This window comes from Streptomyces purpurogeneiscleroticus (genome assembly GCF_020024005.1).
Classification (GTDB): Bacteria; Actinomycetota; Actinomycetes; order Streptomycetales; family Streptomycetaceae; genus Streptomyces; species Streptomyces purpurogeneiscleroticus.
In genome coordinates this window covers 1-16,014 of the sequence record NZ_NHSG01000147.1, presented here as the reverse complement: position 1 = coordinate 16,014, position 16,014 = coordinate 1, and the positions used below count along the sequence as shown (strand labels likewise).

The 16,014-nt window shown below is 72.4% G+C and carries 17 protein-coding genes and 1 pseudogene; 9 read left to right on the top strand and 9 right to left on the bottom strand.

The window, feature by feature from the left end; all coding sequences use genetic code 11:
• The 3 genes and pseudogenes from CCS38_RS08355 to CCS38_RS08345 form a co-directional block, all read left to right on the top strand.
• Positions 1-533: pseudogene (locus CCS38_RS08355) on the top strand (DEAD/DEAH box helicase); the annotation flags it as partial.
• Positions 534-729: 196 nt separating this feature from the next.
• A complete protein-coding gene (locus tag CCS38_RS08350) occupies positions 730-1,593 on the top strand; it encodes an alpha/beta fold hydrolase (protein ID WP_223732555.1) in 864 nt (287 codons plus the stop codon).
• Between the two features lie 98 nt (positions 1,594-1,691).
• Positions 1,692-2,135: an SRPBCC family protein gene (locus CCS38_RS08345; protein ID WP_223732554.1), complete on the top strand. Its 444-nt coding sequence runs from the start codon at positions 1,692-1,694 to the stop codon at positions 2,133-2,135.
• A gap of 21 nt (positions 2,136-2,156) precedes the next feature.
• Here CCS38_RS08345 and CCS38_RS08340 read toward each other — a convergent pair whose 3' ends face one another.
• On the bottom strand, positions 2,157-3,089 hold the full coding sequence (locus CCS38_RS08340; protein WP_223732553.1) for an NYN domain-containing protein: 933 nt from the start codon (positions 3,087-3,089) through the stop codon (positions 2,157-2,159).
• A gap of 217 nt (positions 3,090-3,306) precedes the next feature.
• Here CCS38_RS08340 and CCS38_RS08335 point away from each other — a divergent pair, with 217 nt between their 5' ends.
• Positions 3,307-3,465 (top strand): DUF8834 family protein, encoded by a 159-nt coding sequence (locus tag CCS38_RS08335; RefSeq protein WP_169746159.1) that lies wholly within the window; start codon positions 3,307-3,309, stop codon positions 3,463-3,465.
• Between the two features lie 98 nt (positions 3,466-3,563).
• Here CCS38_RS08335 and CCS38_RS08330 read toward each other — a convergent pair whose 3' ends face one another.
• From CCS38_RS08330 to CCS38_RS08315, 4 genes are all read right to left on the bottom strand, one after another.
• Positions 3,564-4,169: a MarC family protein gene (locus CCS38_RS08330; protein WP_223732552.1), complete on the bottom strand. Its 606-nt coding sequence runs from the start codon at positions 4,167-4,169 to the stop codon at positions 3,564-3,566.
• A 126-nt stretch (positions 4,170-4,295) separates the two neighbouring features.
• Positions 4,296-5,171: a PHP domain-containing protein gene (locus CCS38_RS08325; RefSeq protein ID WP_223732551.1), complete on the bottom strand. Its 876-nt coding sequence runs from the start codon at positions 5,169-5,171 to the stop codon at positions 4,296-4,298.
• Positions 5,172-5,359: 188 nt separating this feature from the next.
• A complete protein-coding gene (locus tag CCS38_RS08320; protein ID WP_223732550.1) occupies positions 5,360-5,998 on the bottom strand; it encodes a DUF6758 family protein in 639 nt (212 codons plus the stop codon).
• 176 nt (positions 5,999-6,174) lie between these two features.
• On the bottom strand, positions 6,175-6,759 hold the full coding sequence (locus tag CCS38_RS08315) for a suppressor of fused domain protein (protein WP_223732549.1): 585 nt from the start codon (positions 6,757-6,759) through the stop codon (positions 6,175-6,177).
• A 477-nt stretch (positions 6,760-7,236) separates the two neighbouring features.
• On the opposite strand from CCS38_RS08315, the gene CCS38_RS08310 reads away from it, so the two are divergent.
• Together CCS38_RS08310 and CCS38_RS08305 are read left to right on the top strand one after the other, a co-directional pair.
• Positions 7,237-8,364 (top strand): magnesium and cobalt transport protein CorA, encoded by a 1,128-nt coding sequence (locus CCS38_RS08310; protein WP_223732548.1) that lies wholly within the window; start codon positions 7,237-7,239, stop codon positions 8,362-8,364.
• A 93-nt stretch (positions 8,365-8,457) separates the two neighbouring features.
• Positions 8,458-9,003, top strand: coding sequence for a hypothetical protein (locus CCS38_RS08305; protein ID WP_223732547.1), 546 nt, complete (start codon positions 8,458-8,460; stop codon positions 9,001-9,003).
• A gap of 85 nt (positions 9,004-9,088) precedes the next feature.
• Here the strand turns inward: CCS38_RS08305 and CCS38_RS08300 are convergent, their stop codons facing one another.
• A complete protein-coding gene (locus CCS38_RS08300; RefSeq protein ID WP_223732546.1) occupies positions 9,089-9,886 on the bottom strand; it encodes a hypothetical protein in 798 nt (265 codons plus the stop codon).
• A gap of 259 nt (positions 9,887-10,145) precedes the next feature.
• On the opposite strand from CCS38_RS08300, the gene CCS38_RS08295 reads away from it, so the two are divergent.
• The 3 genes from CCS38_RS08295 to CCS38_RS08285 are packed head-to-tail and all read left to right on the top strand — an operon-like array spanning position 10,146 to position 13,305.
• Positions 10,146-11,516, top strand: a complete 1,371-nt coding sequence (locus CCS38_RS08295) for a magnesium transporter MgtE N-terminal domain-containing protein (protein ID WP_223732545.1) — start codon at positions 10,146-10,148, stop codon at positions 11,514-11,516.
• Positions 11,506-12,087 (top strand): DUF1003 domain-containing protein, encoded by a 582-nt coding sequence (locus tag CCS38_RS08290; protein WP_223732544.1) that lies wholly within the window; start codon positions 11,506-11,508, stop codon positions 12,085-12,087. Before CCS38_RS08295 ends, CCS38_RS08290 begins: the two co-directional genes overlap by 11 nt.
• A 60-nt stretch (positions 12,088-12,147) precedes the next feature.
• Entirely contained in the window at positions 12,148-13,305 is a 1,158-nt protein-coding gene (locus tag CCS38_RS08285; protein WP_223732543.1) for an Mrp/NBP35 family ATP-binding protein, read from the top strand.
• A 66-nt stretch (positions 13,306-13,371) separates the two neighbouring features.
• Here the strand turns inward: CCS38_RS08285 and CCS38_RS08280 are convergent, their stop codons facing one another.
• The 3 genes from CCS38_RS08280 to CCS38_RS08270 form a co-directional block, all read right to left on the bottom strand.
• The gene (locus CCS38_RS08280) at positions 13,372-14,019 is read right to left on the bottom strand and encodes a hypothetical protein (RefSeq protein WP_030264109.1); all 648 of its coding nucleotides are present in this window, start codon (positions 14,017-14,019) and stop codon (positions 13,372-13,374) included.
• Positions 14,020-14,136: 117 nt separating this feature from the next.
• Positions 14,137-14,601, bottom strand: coding sequence for a sec-independent translocase (locus CCS38_RS08275; RefSeq protein WP_223732542.1), 465 nt, complete (start codon positions 14,599-14,601; stop codon positions 14,137-14,139).
• Between the two features lie 228 nt (positions 14,602-14,829).
• Positions 14,830-16,014 (bottom strand): S1C family serine protease (locus CCS38_RS08270; protein WP_223732541.1); only part of this gene is annotated, 1,185 nt, incomplete at its 5' end.

Sequence of the window (16,014 nt, the reverse complement as noted above, 5' to 3'; positions counted from 1 at the left end):
CCGCCGCCAAGGCCACCGTCACGGAGAGCGCCCCCGAGGAGCCCGCCGCCGACGCGCCGGCCGCCAAGCCGCGCCGTACGCGCAAGGCCGCCGCCAAGAAGGCGGAGGCCGCGGTGGACACCGCCGAGGGCACCGAGGTGACGGCCGAGGCCACCGAGGCCCCGGCCAAGCCGCGCCGGACCCGCAAGACGGCCGCCAAGAAGGCCGAGGCCGCCGTCGACGCCGCCGAGGGCACGGACGCGACCGCTGAGGCCACCGAGGCGCCCGCCAAGCCGCGCCGCACCCGCAAGACCGCGGCCAAGAAGGCCGAGGCCGCGGTGGACGCCGCGGAAGGCACCGAGGCCACCGCTACGGCGGACGAGGCCCCGGCCAAGCCCCGCCGCACGCGCAAGACGGCCGCCAAGAAGGCCGAGGCCGCCGAGGGCACGGACGCGACCGCCGACGCCACCGAGGCGCCCGCCAAGCCGCGCCGGACCCGCAAGACCGCGGCCAAGAAGACGGCCGCAGCGGCCGAGGCCACGCCCGAGGGCTGATCCCGCAGGCCATCGACGGCCCCGTACCGCTCAGGCGGTGCGGGGCCGTCGTCGTGCGGACGGGCAGCCGTGCGGACAGCGTCCGCTGCCGTACGCCCGATGGCCGTACGCTCTACGTCGTACGCCGTATGGCAGGGCAGGCGGACGTCATCTCTCCGGCACCCGCCGGACATCCGTCCCGGATAGCCTCTGATCCATGAGTAGGCCCCCGTTCCTCGATCTCCCCGCATGTGCCCGTGCGTACCGACTCGCCACCGGGCGGGGTGAGTTCGCGGTGCACGACGCGCGTCCCGACGGTCCCGTGCGCGGCACCGCCCTGCTGGTACCGGGCTTCACCGGCAGCAAGGAGGACTTCCTCCCGCTGCTCGCGCCTCTGGCGGCGGCCGGGTACCGCGCCGTGGCCGTGGACGGCAGAGGCCAGCACGAGTCGCCCGGGCCGCGCGAGGAACAGGCGTACACCCAGGGCGAGTTGGCGCGGGACATCGCCGCACAGGCCGCCGCGCTCGACGCCGGACCGGTACATCTGCTGGGGCACTCGCTCGGCGGGCTGCTGGCGCGGGCCGCGGTGCTGGAGGATGCCTCGCCGTACCGCTCGCTGACGCTGATGAGTTCGGGGCCGGCGGCGGTCGCCCCCGAGCAGCAGGCCCGCGCCAAGATGCTCATCGACGCGCTGACGACGCTGACGATGGAGGCCGTCTGGCAGGCGATGCGGGATCTGGACCCGCCGGAGGCGGCGGGCGACACCACCCCGCCCGAGGTCGCCGAGTTCCTGCACCGGCGCTGGCTGGGCACCGTACCGGAGCAGCTGATCGGCACCGCCCGGCAGATAGCGGGCGAGCCCGACCGGGTGGCCGCGCTGGCCGCCGTACCGCTGCCCAAGCACGTGCTGTCCGGCGCCGTCGACTACGCCTGGCCGGTGCCGCAGCTGGACGAGATGGCCGAGCGGCTCGGCGCGCGCCGCACCGTCGTGGCGGGCGCCGAGCACTCCCCCAATGTCGACCGGCCCGAGGAGACGGCGGCGGCCCTGGTCTCCTTCTGGGACGAGGCGGACGGCCGGTAGCGGCGCCCCTCCGTCGCGCCCCTCCCGGAATGGCCGGAACGGTACTCCTCCGGCCACTCCGGGAAGCCGGTCGCGCCCGTCCGGGTGACCATCTACCCATGACGGACGACAACGGCATTTCGATCATTCGCCTCTTCGATGCCCCGCGGGACCGGGTGTTCCGGGCGTGGACGACGCCGGAAGCCTTCGCGTACTGGTACGGGGGCGAGCTGGAGGTCCCCGTCGAGGGGGTGACGATGGACGTCCGGCCGGGCGGCGCGTGGCACCTGGTCGTGCGCACCCAGGACGGCGGCGAGCTGCCGTTCGGCGGCGTCTACCGGGAGATCGTGCCGCCCGAGCGGCTGGTCTTCACCCTGAAGGACGCCTCGGCGCCGGAGGACGCCGACGGCGAGCTGGTCGCGGTCACGCTCAACGGCCTCGGCGACAAGACCGAGATGGACTTCCAGCAGACCGGTGGCACGCTGTCCGCCGAGCAGTACGCGCAGGCCAAGGCGGGCTGGACCGACTTCTTCGCGCGCCTCGCGGAGTATGTGGCGCACTGACGCTCCGGGCAGCGTGCGGGCTCAGAACTGCGCCCGTACGTGCTCCCAGAAGCCGTCCCGCAGCACCCGCCGCAGGTCCGCGTACGGGCGCAGGGAGTGGCGCAGCAGGCCCTCGGCGGTGGTCAGCAGGTCCTGGTCGACGGCGCCCGGGAGGTACGGGTGGCCGGGCAGCAGGTCGGCCGTCCAGTCCCGGCCGCGCGAGGCCAGCCACTGGGCGGCGACCTGCGCGCCGACGAAGCGGACGTCCTCGCGGCTGGGTGCCGGGCCGTCGTCGGCCGTGCCCGCGGGGCCGCCGTCGTGGGCCGTGCGCTCGGTGACGTACGGCTTGCAGAACTCCAGGTCGAAGGTGCGCTGGCTGTCGACCTCCCAGAGCAGCGGCTCGGCCTGGTTGCGCCCGTCGCCGGCGTCGATGCCCCACAGGTGCACCCGCGCCCCGTACCCCTGCGCCGCCTCGACGGCCGAGACCAGGTCCTCGTCGCCGCCGATGAGCACCGCGTCGCTGATGGCGCGGTGCCGGGCGAGCGACTCCAGGTCGGAGCGGATCAGGGAATCGACACCCTTCTGCTGATTGTTGGCGTTGAGGTTACCGAGACGGACCTTGACGTCGGGGAGCTCGGCGATGGACTGCTGCTCCAGGGTGTGGATGCGGCGCCGCGCTCCGTCGTACCAGTACACCCGCAGCAGCCGGCTGTCGGGGAAGACCGTGCGGGCCATCTCGATGAACGCGTCGATGATCCCCTCGGCGTCGAGGTCGAAGGAGCGGCGGTCCTCCGTACCGGTGACCAGCCGGCCGGCCGCGGCGTAGAGATAGCCGGCGTCGACGAAGACCGCGTGCGTCGAGGGAGTGGTGGCGACCTCGGCCAGGACGCGGTTGAGCAGCTCGTTGGTGCGCTCGATGCCCGCCACGACAGCGGTGAGGTCGGTGGGGCCCGCGGGCCGGAGGTCGTCGTTCATACCGGTCCGATTCTCCTGGCGCGGACGGGGGAGACACAACCGGCCGCCGACCGTACTTACTCTGGAGTAATTAGACTGGCGAAAGTTTTCTTTAGCGTAGGGAATTATTGCTCAGGGCACATCGTTGTCCCCTATGGCACGCCTGACACCGATGACAGGCACTCGTGCCGTTCGAGCAGTTCTCCTCAGGAGGATCAGACGAAGGGAGAAGCCCTTTATGCGCTTCGAGATCATGCACCTTGACGATGTCAACGGCACCGCCGTGGACAGCACCGTCGTGGACGCCGCCTCCGTCAACCGGATCGTGCAGCAGGCCGCAGCAATCGGCCAGCGCATCTACATCCGCCCCGCCGATTCCGCGGCGGCCGCTTCGTAACGCGGCCCCCGGCTTCCCGGCCCGCCGGACCACCGGCCCGCCGACAGCTGCGCCCCCGTACGGACGATCCGTACGGGGGCGGCGTGTTTCTCCCGGGCTCAGGCGGCGCCGACCACCTGGGTCACGCCGTTGATGATCTGCTGGACGGCCAGCGCGGAGAGCATCATGCCGGCCAGCCGAGTGACGAGCACCACCCCGCCGTCCTTGATCACCCGGATGATCACCAGCGAGAAGCGCATCACCAGCCACAGCACCACGTGGATCGCGGCGATCGCCGCCCAGACCGAGATCTGACCGGAGAGCCCCTGCGCGTGCTGCACGGCGAGGATCACCGACACGATCGCGCCGGGCCCGGCCAGCAGCGGCATGCCCAGCGGCACGAGCGCCGCGTTGACGTCCTTGGTCTGCGTCGGCTCCTCGGTCTTGCCGGTCAGCAGGTCGAGCGCGACGAGCAGGAGCAGCAGCCCGCCCGCGATCATCAGCGCGGGCGTGGAGATGTGCAGATACGCCAGGATCTGCCGGCCGCAGAGGCCGAAGACGGCGATGACGCCGAACGCGACGGCCGCCGCCTGCCAGGCCATCCGGCGCTGCACCTTGGCCGGACGGCCGGAGGTCAGGGCGAGGAAGATCGGGGTGATTCCAGGCGGGTCCATAATCACGAAAAGCGTGAGAAAGAGGGATCCGAAGACAGCGAGGTCGAGCACAGTGATGGCCTTGCCAGAGGTGGTACGGACGTACGCGCATCAGGGCGCGCGCGTACGGAGGAGGAAGACGGCGCGGGGCGCCGGAGAGCCGCTGGGGCGGAGAGGTGCGGGGCCGGGCGGCCCGGATCAGCCGCCGGCGCCCGGGACGGGGAACGCGCCGGTCGCGCGGCGCACGATCTCCCCGTAGATCTCGGGGTCGGTGGTGTACTCGCCGAGCCGGCAGGTCTTGCGGCTGCCGTGGTAGTCGCTGGAGCCGGTGGTGAGCACGCCGAGGTCGGCGGCGATGCCGCGCAGCCGGTCCCGGGTCGGCGCGTCGTGGTCCATGTGGTCGACCTCGATGCCGTCCAGGCCGGCGGCGGCCAGCTCGGCTATCGCGCTCTCGGGGACGCACACGCCGCGCTTGAGGGCCAGCGGGTGCGCGAAGACGGTGACCCCGCCCGCGGCCTTGACCAGCCGGACCGCGTCGAACGGGTCCAGCTCGTGCTTCTCGACGTACGCCCGGCCGTCGTTGGCCAGCCACTCGGGGGTGAAGGCGTCGGAGACGGTCGGCACGACGCCCAGCTCGACCATCGCGGTGGCGATGTGCGGCCGCCCGACAGCGCCGTCCCCGGCGATCCGCGCCACCTGCTCCCAGGTCACGGGCACGCCGAGCTCCTGGAGCTTGGCGACCATGCCGCGGGCACGCGGCACGCGGTCGTCGCGCACCAGCTCCCGCTCGCGGGCGAGCTCCGGCTCCTCGGGGTCGAAGAGGTACGCCAGCATGTGCAGGCTGATGCCGTCGCCGCTGCCGTCGCGCGCGGGCAGCCGGCAGGACAGCTCGGCGCCGGTCACGAGCGTGAGGCCGGGCGGCAGCGCGGCCTTGGCCGCGGCGTGTCCGCCGACGGTGTCGTGATCGGTGAGCGCGACGACGTCCAGACCGGCCTCGGCGGCGTTGCGTACCAGTTCGGCGGGGGTGTCCGTGCCGTCGGACGCGGTGGAGTGGGTGTGCAGGTCGATACGCACGACGCGGACTCCAGACACGGACGGGACGGCGGACCGGGCAACGGCCGGACAGGGCGCCGGACAACAGGGGACGCCCCAAAGGGTAACCGGTGGCCGGGCGATCACCGGCTCGCCGTCCGTGCCACCGCTCCGGCACGCGCGTCAGCGCAGTACGGGCACGGCTCTCAGGAGCAGTACGGACGCGGCTATCAGGACAGGATGCGCGGCGACAGCGCCCCGCACGGCAGCAGGTCGACCTCGGCGCCCGCGTCCCGCAGGTCGGTCAGGACCAGCTCGTCGTACAACAGCAGCCCCGACTGCTCGGGCCAGACGACCGCCCACAGCCACAGCCCGCGCGCCTCGCCCGCGAAGACCGCGCGGTCCTCGGGGACGCCCTCGACGTGCCACAACGGGGTCGGCCGGCCGGCGGCCAGTACCTTGGCGTGCGGCGACCGATCGACCTTCATGCGTGGGCCCGGGTCCGGGCCGTCGATGCCCGCATACCGCGCGCCGAGACCGACGCCCAGCTCCTCGGCGACCAGCACCAGCTCGCCCGGCCCGCCCAGCGGTCCGGGTCCCGAGCAGGCCACCGCCGTGGCCCGGCCGCCGCTGCGGTCGTCCCCCGCGCAGGCCACACCGGTGAACAGCCAGCCCACCGGCAGCGGCCACGGCATCCACACAGGAACGCGCGCACGGTTGACGACGACGGCCAGCGCTTCGACGCTCGGCGGCACGACCGGCTGGAGCGGGTGCACTGTGCCGTGCACGTCGCACTGCCAGGAGTCGGCAAAGAGACCGGGCGCCCGCACCCGGCCACCGCACTTCGGGCAACTGGGTTCGCCCCTCATAAGGCTCAACGGTCCTCCAGGGCCGCCCGCGCGTCAAGGACGATCACCCGTCCGGGGCCGCGCTGCGCCGCGCCTTCTGTCGCCGCGCACGCGACAAGGCCGGACCGAACAACTTCAGGCCAATCAGCCACTCGATTCACGCCATCTTCATACGGTGACGTTTCGATCTCGGTGCGTCAGTCCAGAGGTACGCCGCTCCGCAGCGGGTCCCGCAGGTCGGTGCCGTGCTGGAGCCAGCGCTCCTCCAGGGCGGCCGCGCCGTGCACCCGCTTCCAGGCCGCCTCGTTCGGCGTCATCGGGAGCAGCGGAAGGAAGCGCACCGGATCCATGGGGGCGTCGAGCTCCAGGTCCTCCACCAGCCCCCCGCCCTCGGTGACCAGCACAGAGGTGAAGGGAGCGCCCGGCCACAGCGGCTCGCCCACGTCCAGGGACGCGCCCGGGGCCACGATGACGCCCTCGACCTGCGGGGACGCGGCCAGTACGGCGAGGGACCTGAGCACCTTGTCGGTGTCGGCGCGGCCGTTCCGGACCGTGAGGACCAGCTCCGCACGAGGACCGCGCAGAGGGTCCGCGAGCACCGCGGAGGGGTCGGTCATCGGGTTCGCCGACATGCCGAGGGTGACGTATCGCACCAGCTCGGCGTCGGCGTAGCGCAGTACTTCGATGCGGTCCGTACCGAGGAACGTCACCGCCGCGCGCGCGTCCGGCTTCCCCAGGGCCATCAGCAGCCGGGCCTCGACCAGCTCAAGAACGTCAGACATGCGGTGAGCATAGGCCCGGCCGGACGCCCGGTATGGAACAGGCAAAGCGGCGGCGGAGCGGGGCCGTAACGGTTCAGGCGACTGATAGCCTGGCCATCTGGTCAGCGAAAGACGTCGTCCCCCAGCAGGGACCGGCCGGAGGAGGTGGGACTGGCATGGATCCTAGTCGACCGTGCAGTACCGGCAGTTCTCCCGTCCTCCCGCTGATGATGCGACTCTCCTGATTCCGAGAGCTTCCGTACCCCGCCGTGCCACGGCGAAACACGTGAAGTCCCTTCGCACCGGCAGCACCTGACGGAAGAACGCCGAACCTCGGTTTCCTCTGTTCTTTCCGCACTGCGAACTGCCGTCAGCACCACCGCACGGAGCGCCGCCCGCTTTGCGGACGTACGGCCGACGATGCCGCGTACGTCCACGTTCCGGGTTGCGCTACGCCCCGCGCCCACGGCTGACGGCCGGCCCGTGAAGGAGCCCGCCATGTCGATGATCCGCGACCTGCGCGCCGCCGTCCGCCCCTCCCGGCGTCGCGGCGACTCCCCGTACGAGTACGACACCACCCGCGCCGCCACGACCAACAGCGCCATTGTCGACTGCGGCGTCTACCGCGACGGACGCCGCGTCAGCGGCCACGTCAGCCCCTCCGAGGCGATCGCCGACGTCCACGAGAACGGCGGCTTCACCTGGATCGGCCTGCACGAGCCGAACGAGCGCGAGTTCGCCGGTATCGCCAAGGAGTTCGGGCTGCACCCGCTGGCCGTCGAGGACGCGGTCCACGCCCACCAGCGGCCCAAGCTGGAGCGGTACGACGACACGCTCTTCACCGTCTTCAAGACGATTCACTACGTCGACCACGCCGAGCTGACCGACACCAGTGAGGTCGTGGAGACCGGCGAGGTGATGTGCTTCACCGGCCGGGACTTCATCGTGACCGTCCGGCACGGCGGCCAGGGCTCGCTGCGCGCGCTGCGGCACCGCCTCCAGGACGACCCCGAGCTGCTCGGGAAGGGCCCCTCGGCCGTGCTGCACGCCATCGCCGACCAGGTCGTGGACGGTTACATCGCGGTCGCCGACGCCGTGCAGGACGATATCGACGAGGTCGAGATCGACGTCTTCAGCTCCGGTACGAACGGCAAGGCGCAGGGCCGGGGCGGCACCGCGTCCAAGGGCGACGCCGGGCGGATCTACCAGCTCAAGCGGGAGGTGCTGGAGTTCAAGCGGGCCGTCTCGCCGCTGCTGCGGCCGATGCAGCAGCTGAGCGAGCGGCCGATGCGGCTGGTCGACTCCGACATCCAGAAGTACTTCCGGGACGTCGCCGACCACCTGGCGCGCGTCAACGAGCAGGTGGTCGGCTTCGACGACCTGCTGAACTCCATCCTCCAGGCCAACCTCGCGCAGGCGACGGTGGCCCAGAACGAGGACATGCGCAAGATCACATCGTGGGCGGCGATCTTCGCCGTGCCGACGATGATCGCGGGCATCTACGGCATGAACTTCAAGTACATGCCCGAGCTGCAGTGGAAGTACGGGTACCCGGCGGTGCTGATCGTCACGGTCGCCATCTGCTTCGGCATCCACCGCGGCTTCAAGCGCAACGGCTGGCTGTAGCGGGCGGGGGCGCGCACAGCGGCACGAGCGCTCGATCGGTACGGGACGGGGCGGCGGCACGGTCCGCGCGCAGGGCTGGCTAGGCTGGCGGGCATGACGGAGACCGTGCCTCAGCCGCTGCTCGACCAGGCCCTCATCGAGGAGGCCACCAAGAAGTCCGGCCTCATCTGGGTCCAGGGGACCGAGGGCCCGGCCCGCGCGCTGTGGCACGTCTGGCACGACGGCGCCGCGTGCCTGGTCGGCGACGGCCCCCTGGAACAGCCGCTCGCGGACCTCGGCCTCACCGACGGCGGCACCGCCACCGTCACCGTCCGCAGCAAGGACAAGGGCGGCCGGCTGGTCGCCTGGACGGCCCGGGTCACCGAGGCCGCGCCGCACAGCGAGCCCTGGGAGGCCGCCGTCGGCGAGCTGAAGGGCAAGCGGCTGAACGCGCCGGACGCGGACACCATGCCGGAGCGCTGGGCCCGCGAGTGCCGGGTGCTGCGGCTGGCCCCGCTCACCGGGGACGGGGCGCCCACGGCCCGTACGGACTTCGGCGCTGACGCGCAGGCGGCCCGTCCGCTGCCGACCGACGCCACGACCCGCGAGCCGATCCCCGCGGCGCTGCCGAAGCTGCTGCGCCGGAAGCGGCGCGGCTGAGCGCTGTACAGGAAGCGGCGCGGCCGAGCGCTGTGCAAGAAGCGGCGCGGCTGAGCGCCGCTTCCGTCATGCCGGCCGGGCCCGCTCAGTTCCCGCTGCCGAGGTTCTCCCCGTAGTCCACGACCTTGTCGTCGTCCGGGCGCTCCAGCTCGATGTGCTCGCCCCAGTCCTCGAACGTGACGACGCCCGCGCCGCCGGCCCGCTGCAGCCGCAGCGGGTAGGGCTCGCCCTCCAGGGAGACGTCCAGCGTGCCCCCGTTGCCCCGCGCGGCCTCGACGCGGATCGTGCGGGTCCCCTCCAGGCTGCCGTGCGCGCCGCGGGAGAGGCCGCCGTGCAGCGTGAGCAGCGTGTCCAGCAGCGGCTCCTTCTCGGTGAAGCCGCTGAACTGCCGGTAGGTGCGGTCCTCGTAGGGCACCTTCACGTACTTGCCGTCCAGCTTGGCGGCGGCCGCGGTATCGGACTTGCTCGGCGAGGAGCCCTTCTGGTGCGCCCAGAAGTCGGCGTCGGCCTTCACCCACAGGGACCGGTCGATGCGCAGCAGGGAGAAGGTGGTGTCCTTCGTGCTGACCGTGCCCTTGCCGCCGTTCTGGGCCAGCTGCATGTCCAGTTCGTACGTGCTGCGGCCGCTGACGAGCTTGCCGGAGACGTGCACGCTCCCCGCGCCCGAGGCGGCGGCCAAGGTCTTCTTCCGGATCTTGGCGGGGGTCAGCTTGCCGACGCCGTTGGTGCCCGCGTCCGGGTCCTCCGTGGAGCCGCCGCAGGCCGCCAGTACCAGGGCCAGGCCCGTGCACACCGCCGCGACGGCCGTCCCCCGGCCCGCGCGGCGGCGGGCGGTACGGTACCGGCGGCTCGTTCCTGGCGAACCTGGCGAAATAGCGGTCACGGCTGCCTGCCTCCTGGTGCACTGGGTCGGTCGCGGTGGCCTCGACGGCGTACGGCAGCGTACCGGTGCCCCGCACACCTTCCGACGCGGAGGGCCGGGGCGAGGAAGGGGACAGCCGTACGGTGGTGCCTGTCGGGGCACCCGCCCGGTGAGCGCGTTAGCCTGAAGTCCGGCCGAAGCGCGATTTCAGCCGTTTTATCGGGAGTCGGGCGGCCCCGGTCCGCCGGGAGCCGGAGGAGAAGGAGCGGAGGCGCGCGGCATGGCGGTGGTCACCCCCCGGGTCTTCGTCTCGCACCTCTCCGGCATCGCCGTCTTCGACCCCAACGGCGACCAGGTCGGCCGGGTGCGGGACCTGGTGGCCATGTTGCGGGTGGGCGGCCGGCCGCCGCGGCTGCTGGGACTGGTCGTCGAGGTGATCAGCCGGCGCCGGATTTTCCTGCCGATGACGCGGGTGACGGGCGTGGAGTCCGGCCAGGTGATCACGACCGGCGTGGTCAACATGCGGCGCTTCGAGCAGCGCGCCTCCGAGACCCTCGTCCTCGGTGAGCTGCTGGACCGCCGGGTGCGCATCGTGGAGACCGGTGAAGAGGTCACCGTCCTGGACATCGGCATCACCCAGCTGCCGGCCCGCCGCGACTGGGAGATCGACAAGGTCTTCGTACGGAAGGGGAAGGGCGGGACGCTCAGGCGCCGCGGAGAAACGTTGACCCTGGAGTGGTCCCAGGTCACCGGGTTCTCTCTTGAGGAGCACGGGCAGGGCGCCGAGAGCCTGCTCGCCACCTTCGAGCAGCTGCACCCCGCCGACCTGGCGAGCGTCCTGCACCACCTCAACCCGAAGCGGCGCGCCGAGGTGGCCGCCGCGCTGGACGACGACCGGCTCGCCGACGTCCTGGAGGAGCTGCCGGAGGACGACCAGATCGAGATCCTCGGCAAGCTGCAGGACGAGCGGGCCGCCGACGTCCTGGAGGCGATGGACCCCGACGACGCCGCCGACCTGCTCTCCGAGCTCCCCGAGGACGAGAAGGAGCGGCTGCTGACGCTGATGAAGCCGGGTGACGCGGCCGACGTACGGCGCCTGATGTCGTACGAGGAGCGGACCGCGGGCGGCCTGATGACCACCGAGCCGATCGTGCTGGGCCCCGACGCCACGGTCGCCGACGCGCTCGCGCGGGTGCGCGACCCCGACCTGTCCCCCGCGCTCGCCGCCCAGGTGTACGTCTGCCGGCCGCCGGACCAGACGCCGACCGGCAAGTACCTCGGCGTGGTCCACTTCCAGCGGCTGCTGCGCGACCCGCCCTTCACCCTCGTCGGCGCCATCGTGGAGAGCGATCTGCCGCCGCTGCCGCCGGACACCCCGCTGCCCGCCGTGACCAGCTACCTCGCCACGTACAACATGGTCGCCGCGCCCGTCGTGGACGAGAGCGGGTCGCTGCTGGGCGCGGTGACCGTGGACGACGTACTGGACCATCTGCTGCCCGAGGACTGGCGCGAGACGGACCTGCACGGCGCGCCCGGAGTGGACCCCGGCGCGCGCATGGCCGAGGGCGGCGGCGACCGCGTGAACGGGCACGCGGGCGGCGCTCAGGGCAGCAGCGCCGCGGGGGCTGCCGGGGGCGCACATGGGCGTTGAGGAGCGCGAGAGCGCGAAGGAGCGGGCGCGGGCCGCGGCGGTCACCGGAGAGCGCACGCGGGTGCGGCTGGACATGCCCCGCGCGCCGCGCCGTAGCCTGCTGCCGGAGTACGACCCGGAGGCGTTCGGGCGGCTGTCGGAGAAGATCGCGCGCTTCCTGGGCACCGGCCGGTTCATCGTCTGGATGACCGTCCTGATCATCGTGTGGGTCACCTGGAACGTCTCGGCACCCGCGCCGCTGCGCTTCGACGAGTACCCCTTCATCTTCCTGACCCTGGCCCTGTCGCTGCAGGCGTCGTACGCCGCGCCGCTCATCCTGCTCGCGCAGAACCGGCAGGACGACCGGGACCGGGTCACCCACGAGCAGGACCGCAAGCAGAACGAGCGGTCGATCGCCGACACCGAGTACCTGACCCGCGAGATCGCGGCGCTCCGCCTCGGCCTCGGCGAGGTGGCCACCCGCGACTGGATCCGCTCGGAGCTGGAGGAGCGGTTCAAGGAGCTGGAGGAACGGCGGTACGAGGAAGGCCAGCACGAGACACGGCCGTCGGCGCGCCGCCACCGAGAGTGACGAACACGACCGTGCCCGGCCCTTTCCGGAGGCGGCCTACTGAGCCGTACCATGCAGTACATGGCTACCGACACGCCCACGACGGCCGCTCCGAGCGAGGACGCGATCCGCGATGCGCTCGCGACGGTGAACGACCCCGAGATCCACCGCCCCATCACCGAGCTGGGGATGGTCAAATCGGTGGACATCGCGGCCGATGGCGCGGTCTCGGTCGTCGTCTACCTCACCGTCTCCGGCTGCCCGATGCGCGAGACGATCACCAGCAATGTGCGCGACGCGGTCGCCGGGGTCGAGGGCGTCACCAGCGTCGCCGTCGAGCTGGACGTGATGAGCGACGAGCAGCGCAAGGAGCTGGCCACGGCACTGCGCGGCGGCACCGCCGAGCGCGAGGTCCCGTTCGCCCAGCCCGGCTCGCTGACCCGGGTCTACGCGGTGGCCTCCGGCAAGGGCGGCGTCGGCAAGTCCTCGGTGACGGTGAACCTCGCCGCGGCGATGGCGGCCGACGGCCTGAAGGTCGGCGTCGTGGACGCGGACATCTACGGCCACTCCGTGCCGCGCATGCTGGGTGCCGAGGGCCGTCCCACCCAGGTCGAGAACATGATCATGCCGCCGGCCGCGAACGGCGTGAAGGTCATCTCGATCGGCATGTTCACCCCGGGCAACGCGCCGGTCGTCTGGCGCGGCCCGATGCTGCACCGCGCGCTCCAGCAGTTCCTCGCGGACGTGTACTGGGGCGACCTGGACGTCCTGCTGCTCGACCTGCCCCCGGGCACGGGCGACATCGCGATCTCCGTGGCCCAGCTGGTGCCGAACGCCGAGATCCTCGTCGTGACGACCCCTCAGCAGGCCGCCGCCGAGGTCGCCGAGCGGGCCGGCTCCATCGCCGTACAGACCCACCAGAAGATCGTCGGTGTGGTCGAGAACATGGCGGGCCTGGAGCTGCCCAGCGGCGAGATCGTCGACGTCTTCGGCACGGGCGGCGGCGAGCAGGTCGCCGAGGGCCTCACGAAGACGACCGGTACGCAGGTGCCGGTGCTCGGCTCCATCCCGATCGACGTACGGCTGCGCGAGGGCGGCGACGAGGGCCGGCCGGTCGTGCTCACCGACCCGGACTCCGGCGCGGGCGCGGCGATCCGCGCGATCGCCGGCAAGCTGGGCGGCCGCCAGCGCGGCCTGTCGGGCATGTCCCTGGGGATCACCCCGCGCAACAAGTTCTGAGCGGTACCGGGGCCGTTCCCGGGCCGTACGAGGGGCGGGCCGCCGAGCGGTCCGCCCCTTCGCGGCTCAGCCCTCGTACGTCTTGATGTCCTTGACGACCGCGAAGCCCAGGCCGTAGGCGCTCATGCCGCGGCCGTACGCGCCGATGTGCGCGCCGTCCGGGCCGTCGCCCGCCGAGCCCGCGAGCACCCAGCCGTACTCCGACTCGCGGTAGTGGAACGGCGTCGGCACGCCGTCCACCGGGAGCGTCAGCTCGCTCCACGCCTCGCCGGTCAGGTCGTCCGCCAGCTCCCACGCGAGCATGGTCTGCTGGTCCAGCCAGTCCTGCCGCAGCGCCCGCTCCATCTGCACCGGCCAGGTGCAGTTCAGCAGGCCCGAGCCGGCCAGCCAGGCGGCCGAGGAGACCGAGGTGGCTTCCAGGACGCCCGTGCCGTCCGCGCTGCGCCGTACGGGGCGGCAGGGAACGGTGACCACGACGGTGAAGCGGTCGGCGTCCGGCACGGTCTCCACCCGAATGGTGGGCTCCTCGCCGTGCGCGAGCGAACCGTGCTCGACCGTGCCTTGGGGGGTGACGCCGGCGTGCATCAGCCGGCGCGGGCCCGTGAACGCCTCGTCCAGGCCGTACCACGGGAAATCGGCCATCAGATAGCCGTCGACCTTCTCCCCGGTGTCAACGGACACCGGGTGTGCGCCGGCCGGACTCTTCGTCTCCATCTGCGCGGAGCCTCCTCGTTGCCCTGCGTCGTGGGCGGCCCGCCCCCCTCAGGCGACCTCACCCCGGACACGGGGAGCATAGCCATACGCGTCAACACAGCCGGACATACGGACGTATCAGGTGGCGTCGGCGTCGAAAGGCGGACGCTCCTGGGCGGCGGGGGTCTCGCGCTTGGTCAGCCGGTCGGACGTGCCGCTCGCGGCGGCCGGGGTGTCCTTGGTGAGGCTGTGCCGGACGCCGCCGCCGGAGCCGCTGCCGTTGCCCCGGACGGCCTCCGTGACCTCGGCCATCTCCTGCTTCATGTCGAAGCCGTTGCGGAGGTCCTGGAGGCCGTACTCGTCCTTCTCCAGGACGTGCTTGCGTACGAAGTTCTTCGGGTTCAGATCGTCGAACTCGAAGTCCTTGAATTCGGGGCCCAGCTCCGAACGGATGTCTTCCTTGGCGCTGTCGGAGAACTGCCGCACCTTACGGATGAATCCCGTCACGTCCTGGATCACCTTCGGCAGCTTGTCCGGGCCGAAGATCAGTACCGCGAGGATCACGAGCGCGACCAGCTCGAGGGGTCCTATGTCGAAGAACACCTGGCAGCTCCTTGATCCGTCCGCGGCCTATCCTGACGGCCTTCCGGCCAGGCCGACTATCACGGTACCTGGCCCCGGTCGTCCAGCGGGAGTCACCCGCCCCAACACCGTGCAAACGATCGAGACACCTGGAGTGCCGGCGGGGGTCGGGTACCGGTCCGCTCTGATCGGTGACGGTCGGATACTGCTCAGCCCGGATCGGTGCCGGTCAGCCCTGGTCGGCGCCGGTCAGCTCTGGTCGGTGGACGAGCCGAGGGTGATCGCGACCGTGCGCGGACGGCCGTCCCGCTCGACCGTGAGCTTCAGCCGGTCCCCGGGGCGGTGGCTGCGGATCTTGACGATCAGCTCCTCGCCGCTGTGGACGGGACCGCCGTCCACCTCCGTGATCAGGTCGCCCGGCCTGATGCCGGCCCGCGCGCCCGGCCCGCCGGGCGTGACCGCCGCGCCGCCGCCCCGGCCCTTCGCGCTGACCCGGGCGCCGTCCCCCGAGTACCCCATGTCCAGCGTCACGCCGATCACCGGATGCGTCGCCCGGCCGGTGTTGATCAGCTCTTCGGCGACGCGTTTGCCCTGGTTGATCGGTATCGCGAAGCCCAGCCCTATGCTGCCGCCCTGCTCGGCGCCGAGGCTGTCGCCGCTGCCGGCCGCGCGGATGGCGCTGTTGATGCCGATGACGTGCGCCTGGCCGTCGACCAGCGGGCCGCCGGAGTTGCCCGGGTTGATCGGCGCGTCGGTCTGCAGCGCGTCGACGTAGCTGACGTCGCCGCCGTCGCTCTCGCCGCCCGCGGTGATCGGGCGCTGCTTGGCGCTGATGATGCCGGCGGTGACGGTGTTGGCGAGGTCGAAGGGGGCGCCTATGGCCACGACGGGGTCGCCGACGCGCACGTCGTCGGAGTTGCCGAGGGTGAGCGGCTTGAGGTCGCTCACGCCGTCGACCTTGACGACGGCGAGGTCGTAGCCGCTGTCCCGGCCCACGACCCGGCCGGTGGCGGTGGAGCCGCCGCTGAACGTGACGGAGATCTCGCCGTCCGCGCCGCCCGCCTCGACGACGTGGTTGTTCGTCAGGAGATGGCCCCGGCGGTCCAGTACGAAGCCGGTGCCGGTGCCTTCCTCGCCGCCGCCGCGCACGTGCAGCGTGACGACGCCGGGCAGCGCGGTCCGGGCGATGCCCGCCACGCTGTCCGGGGCGCGGCCGGTCTGCTCGCCGGAGACCTGCGGCAGCCGCACGTCACCGACGCCGCCGTCGCGCTCGATGTACGCGCCGACGACGCCGCCCGCGCCGCCCGCCACCAGGGCCAGCACGACGGCGCCCACGACGATCCGCCCGCGCCCACGCCTGCGCCCCTTCTCCGGCGCCGGCGCGCCCGCACCGGGCGGCACGGCCCAGGGGTCGTACCGCTCCCAGGGACCGCC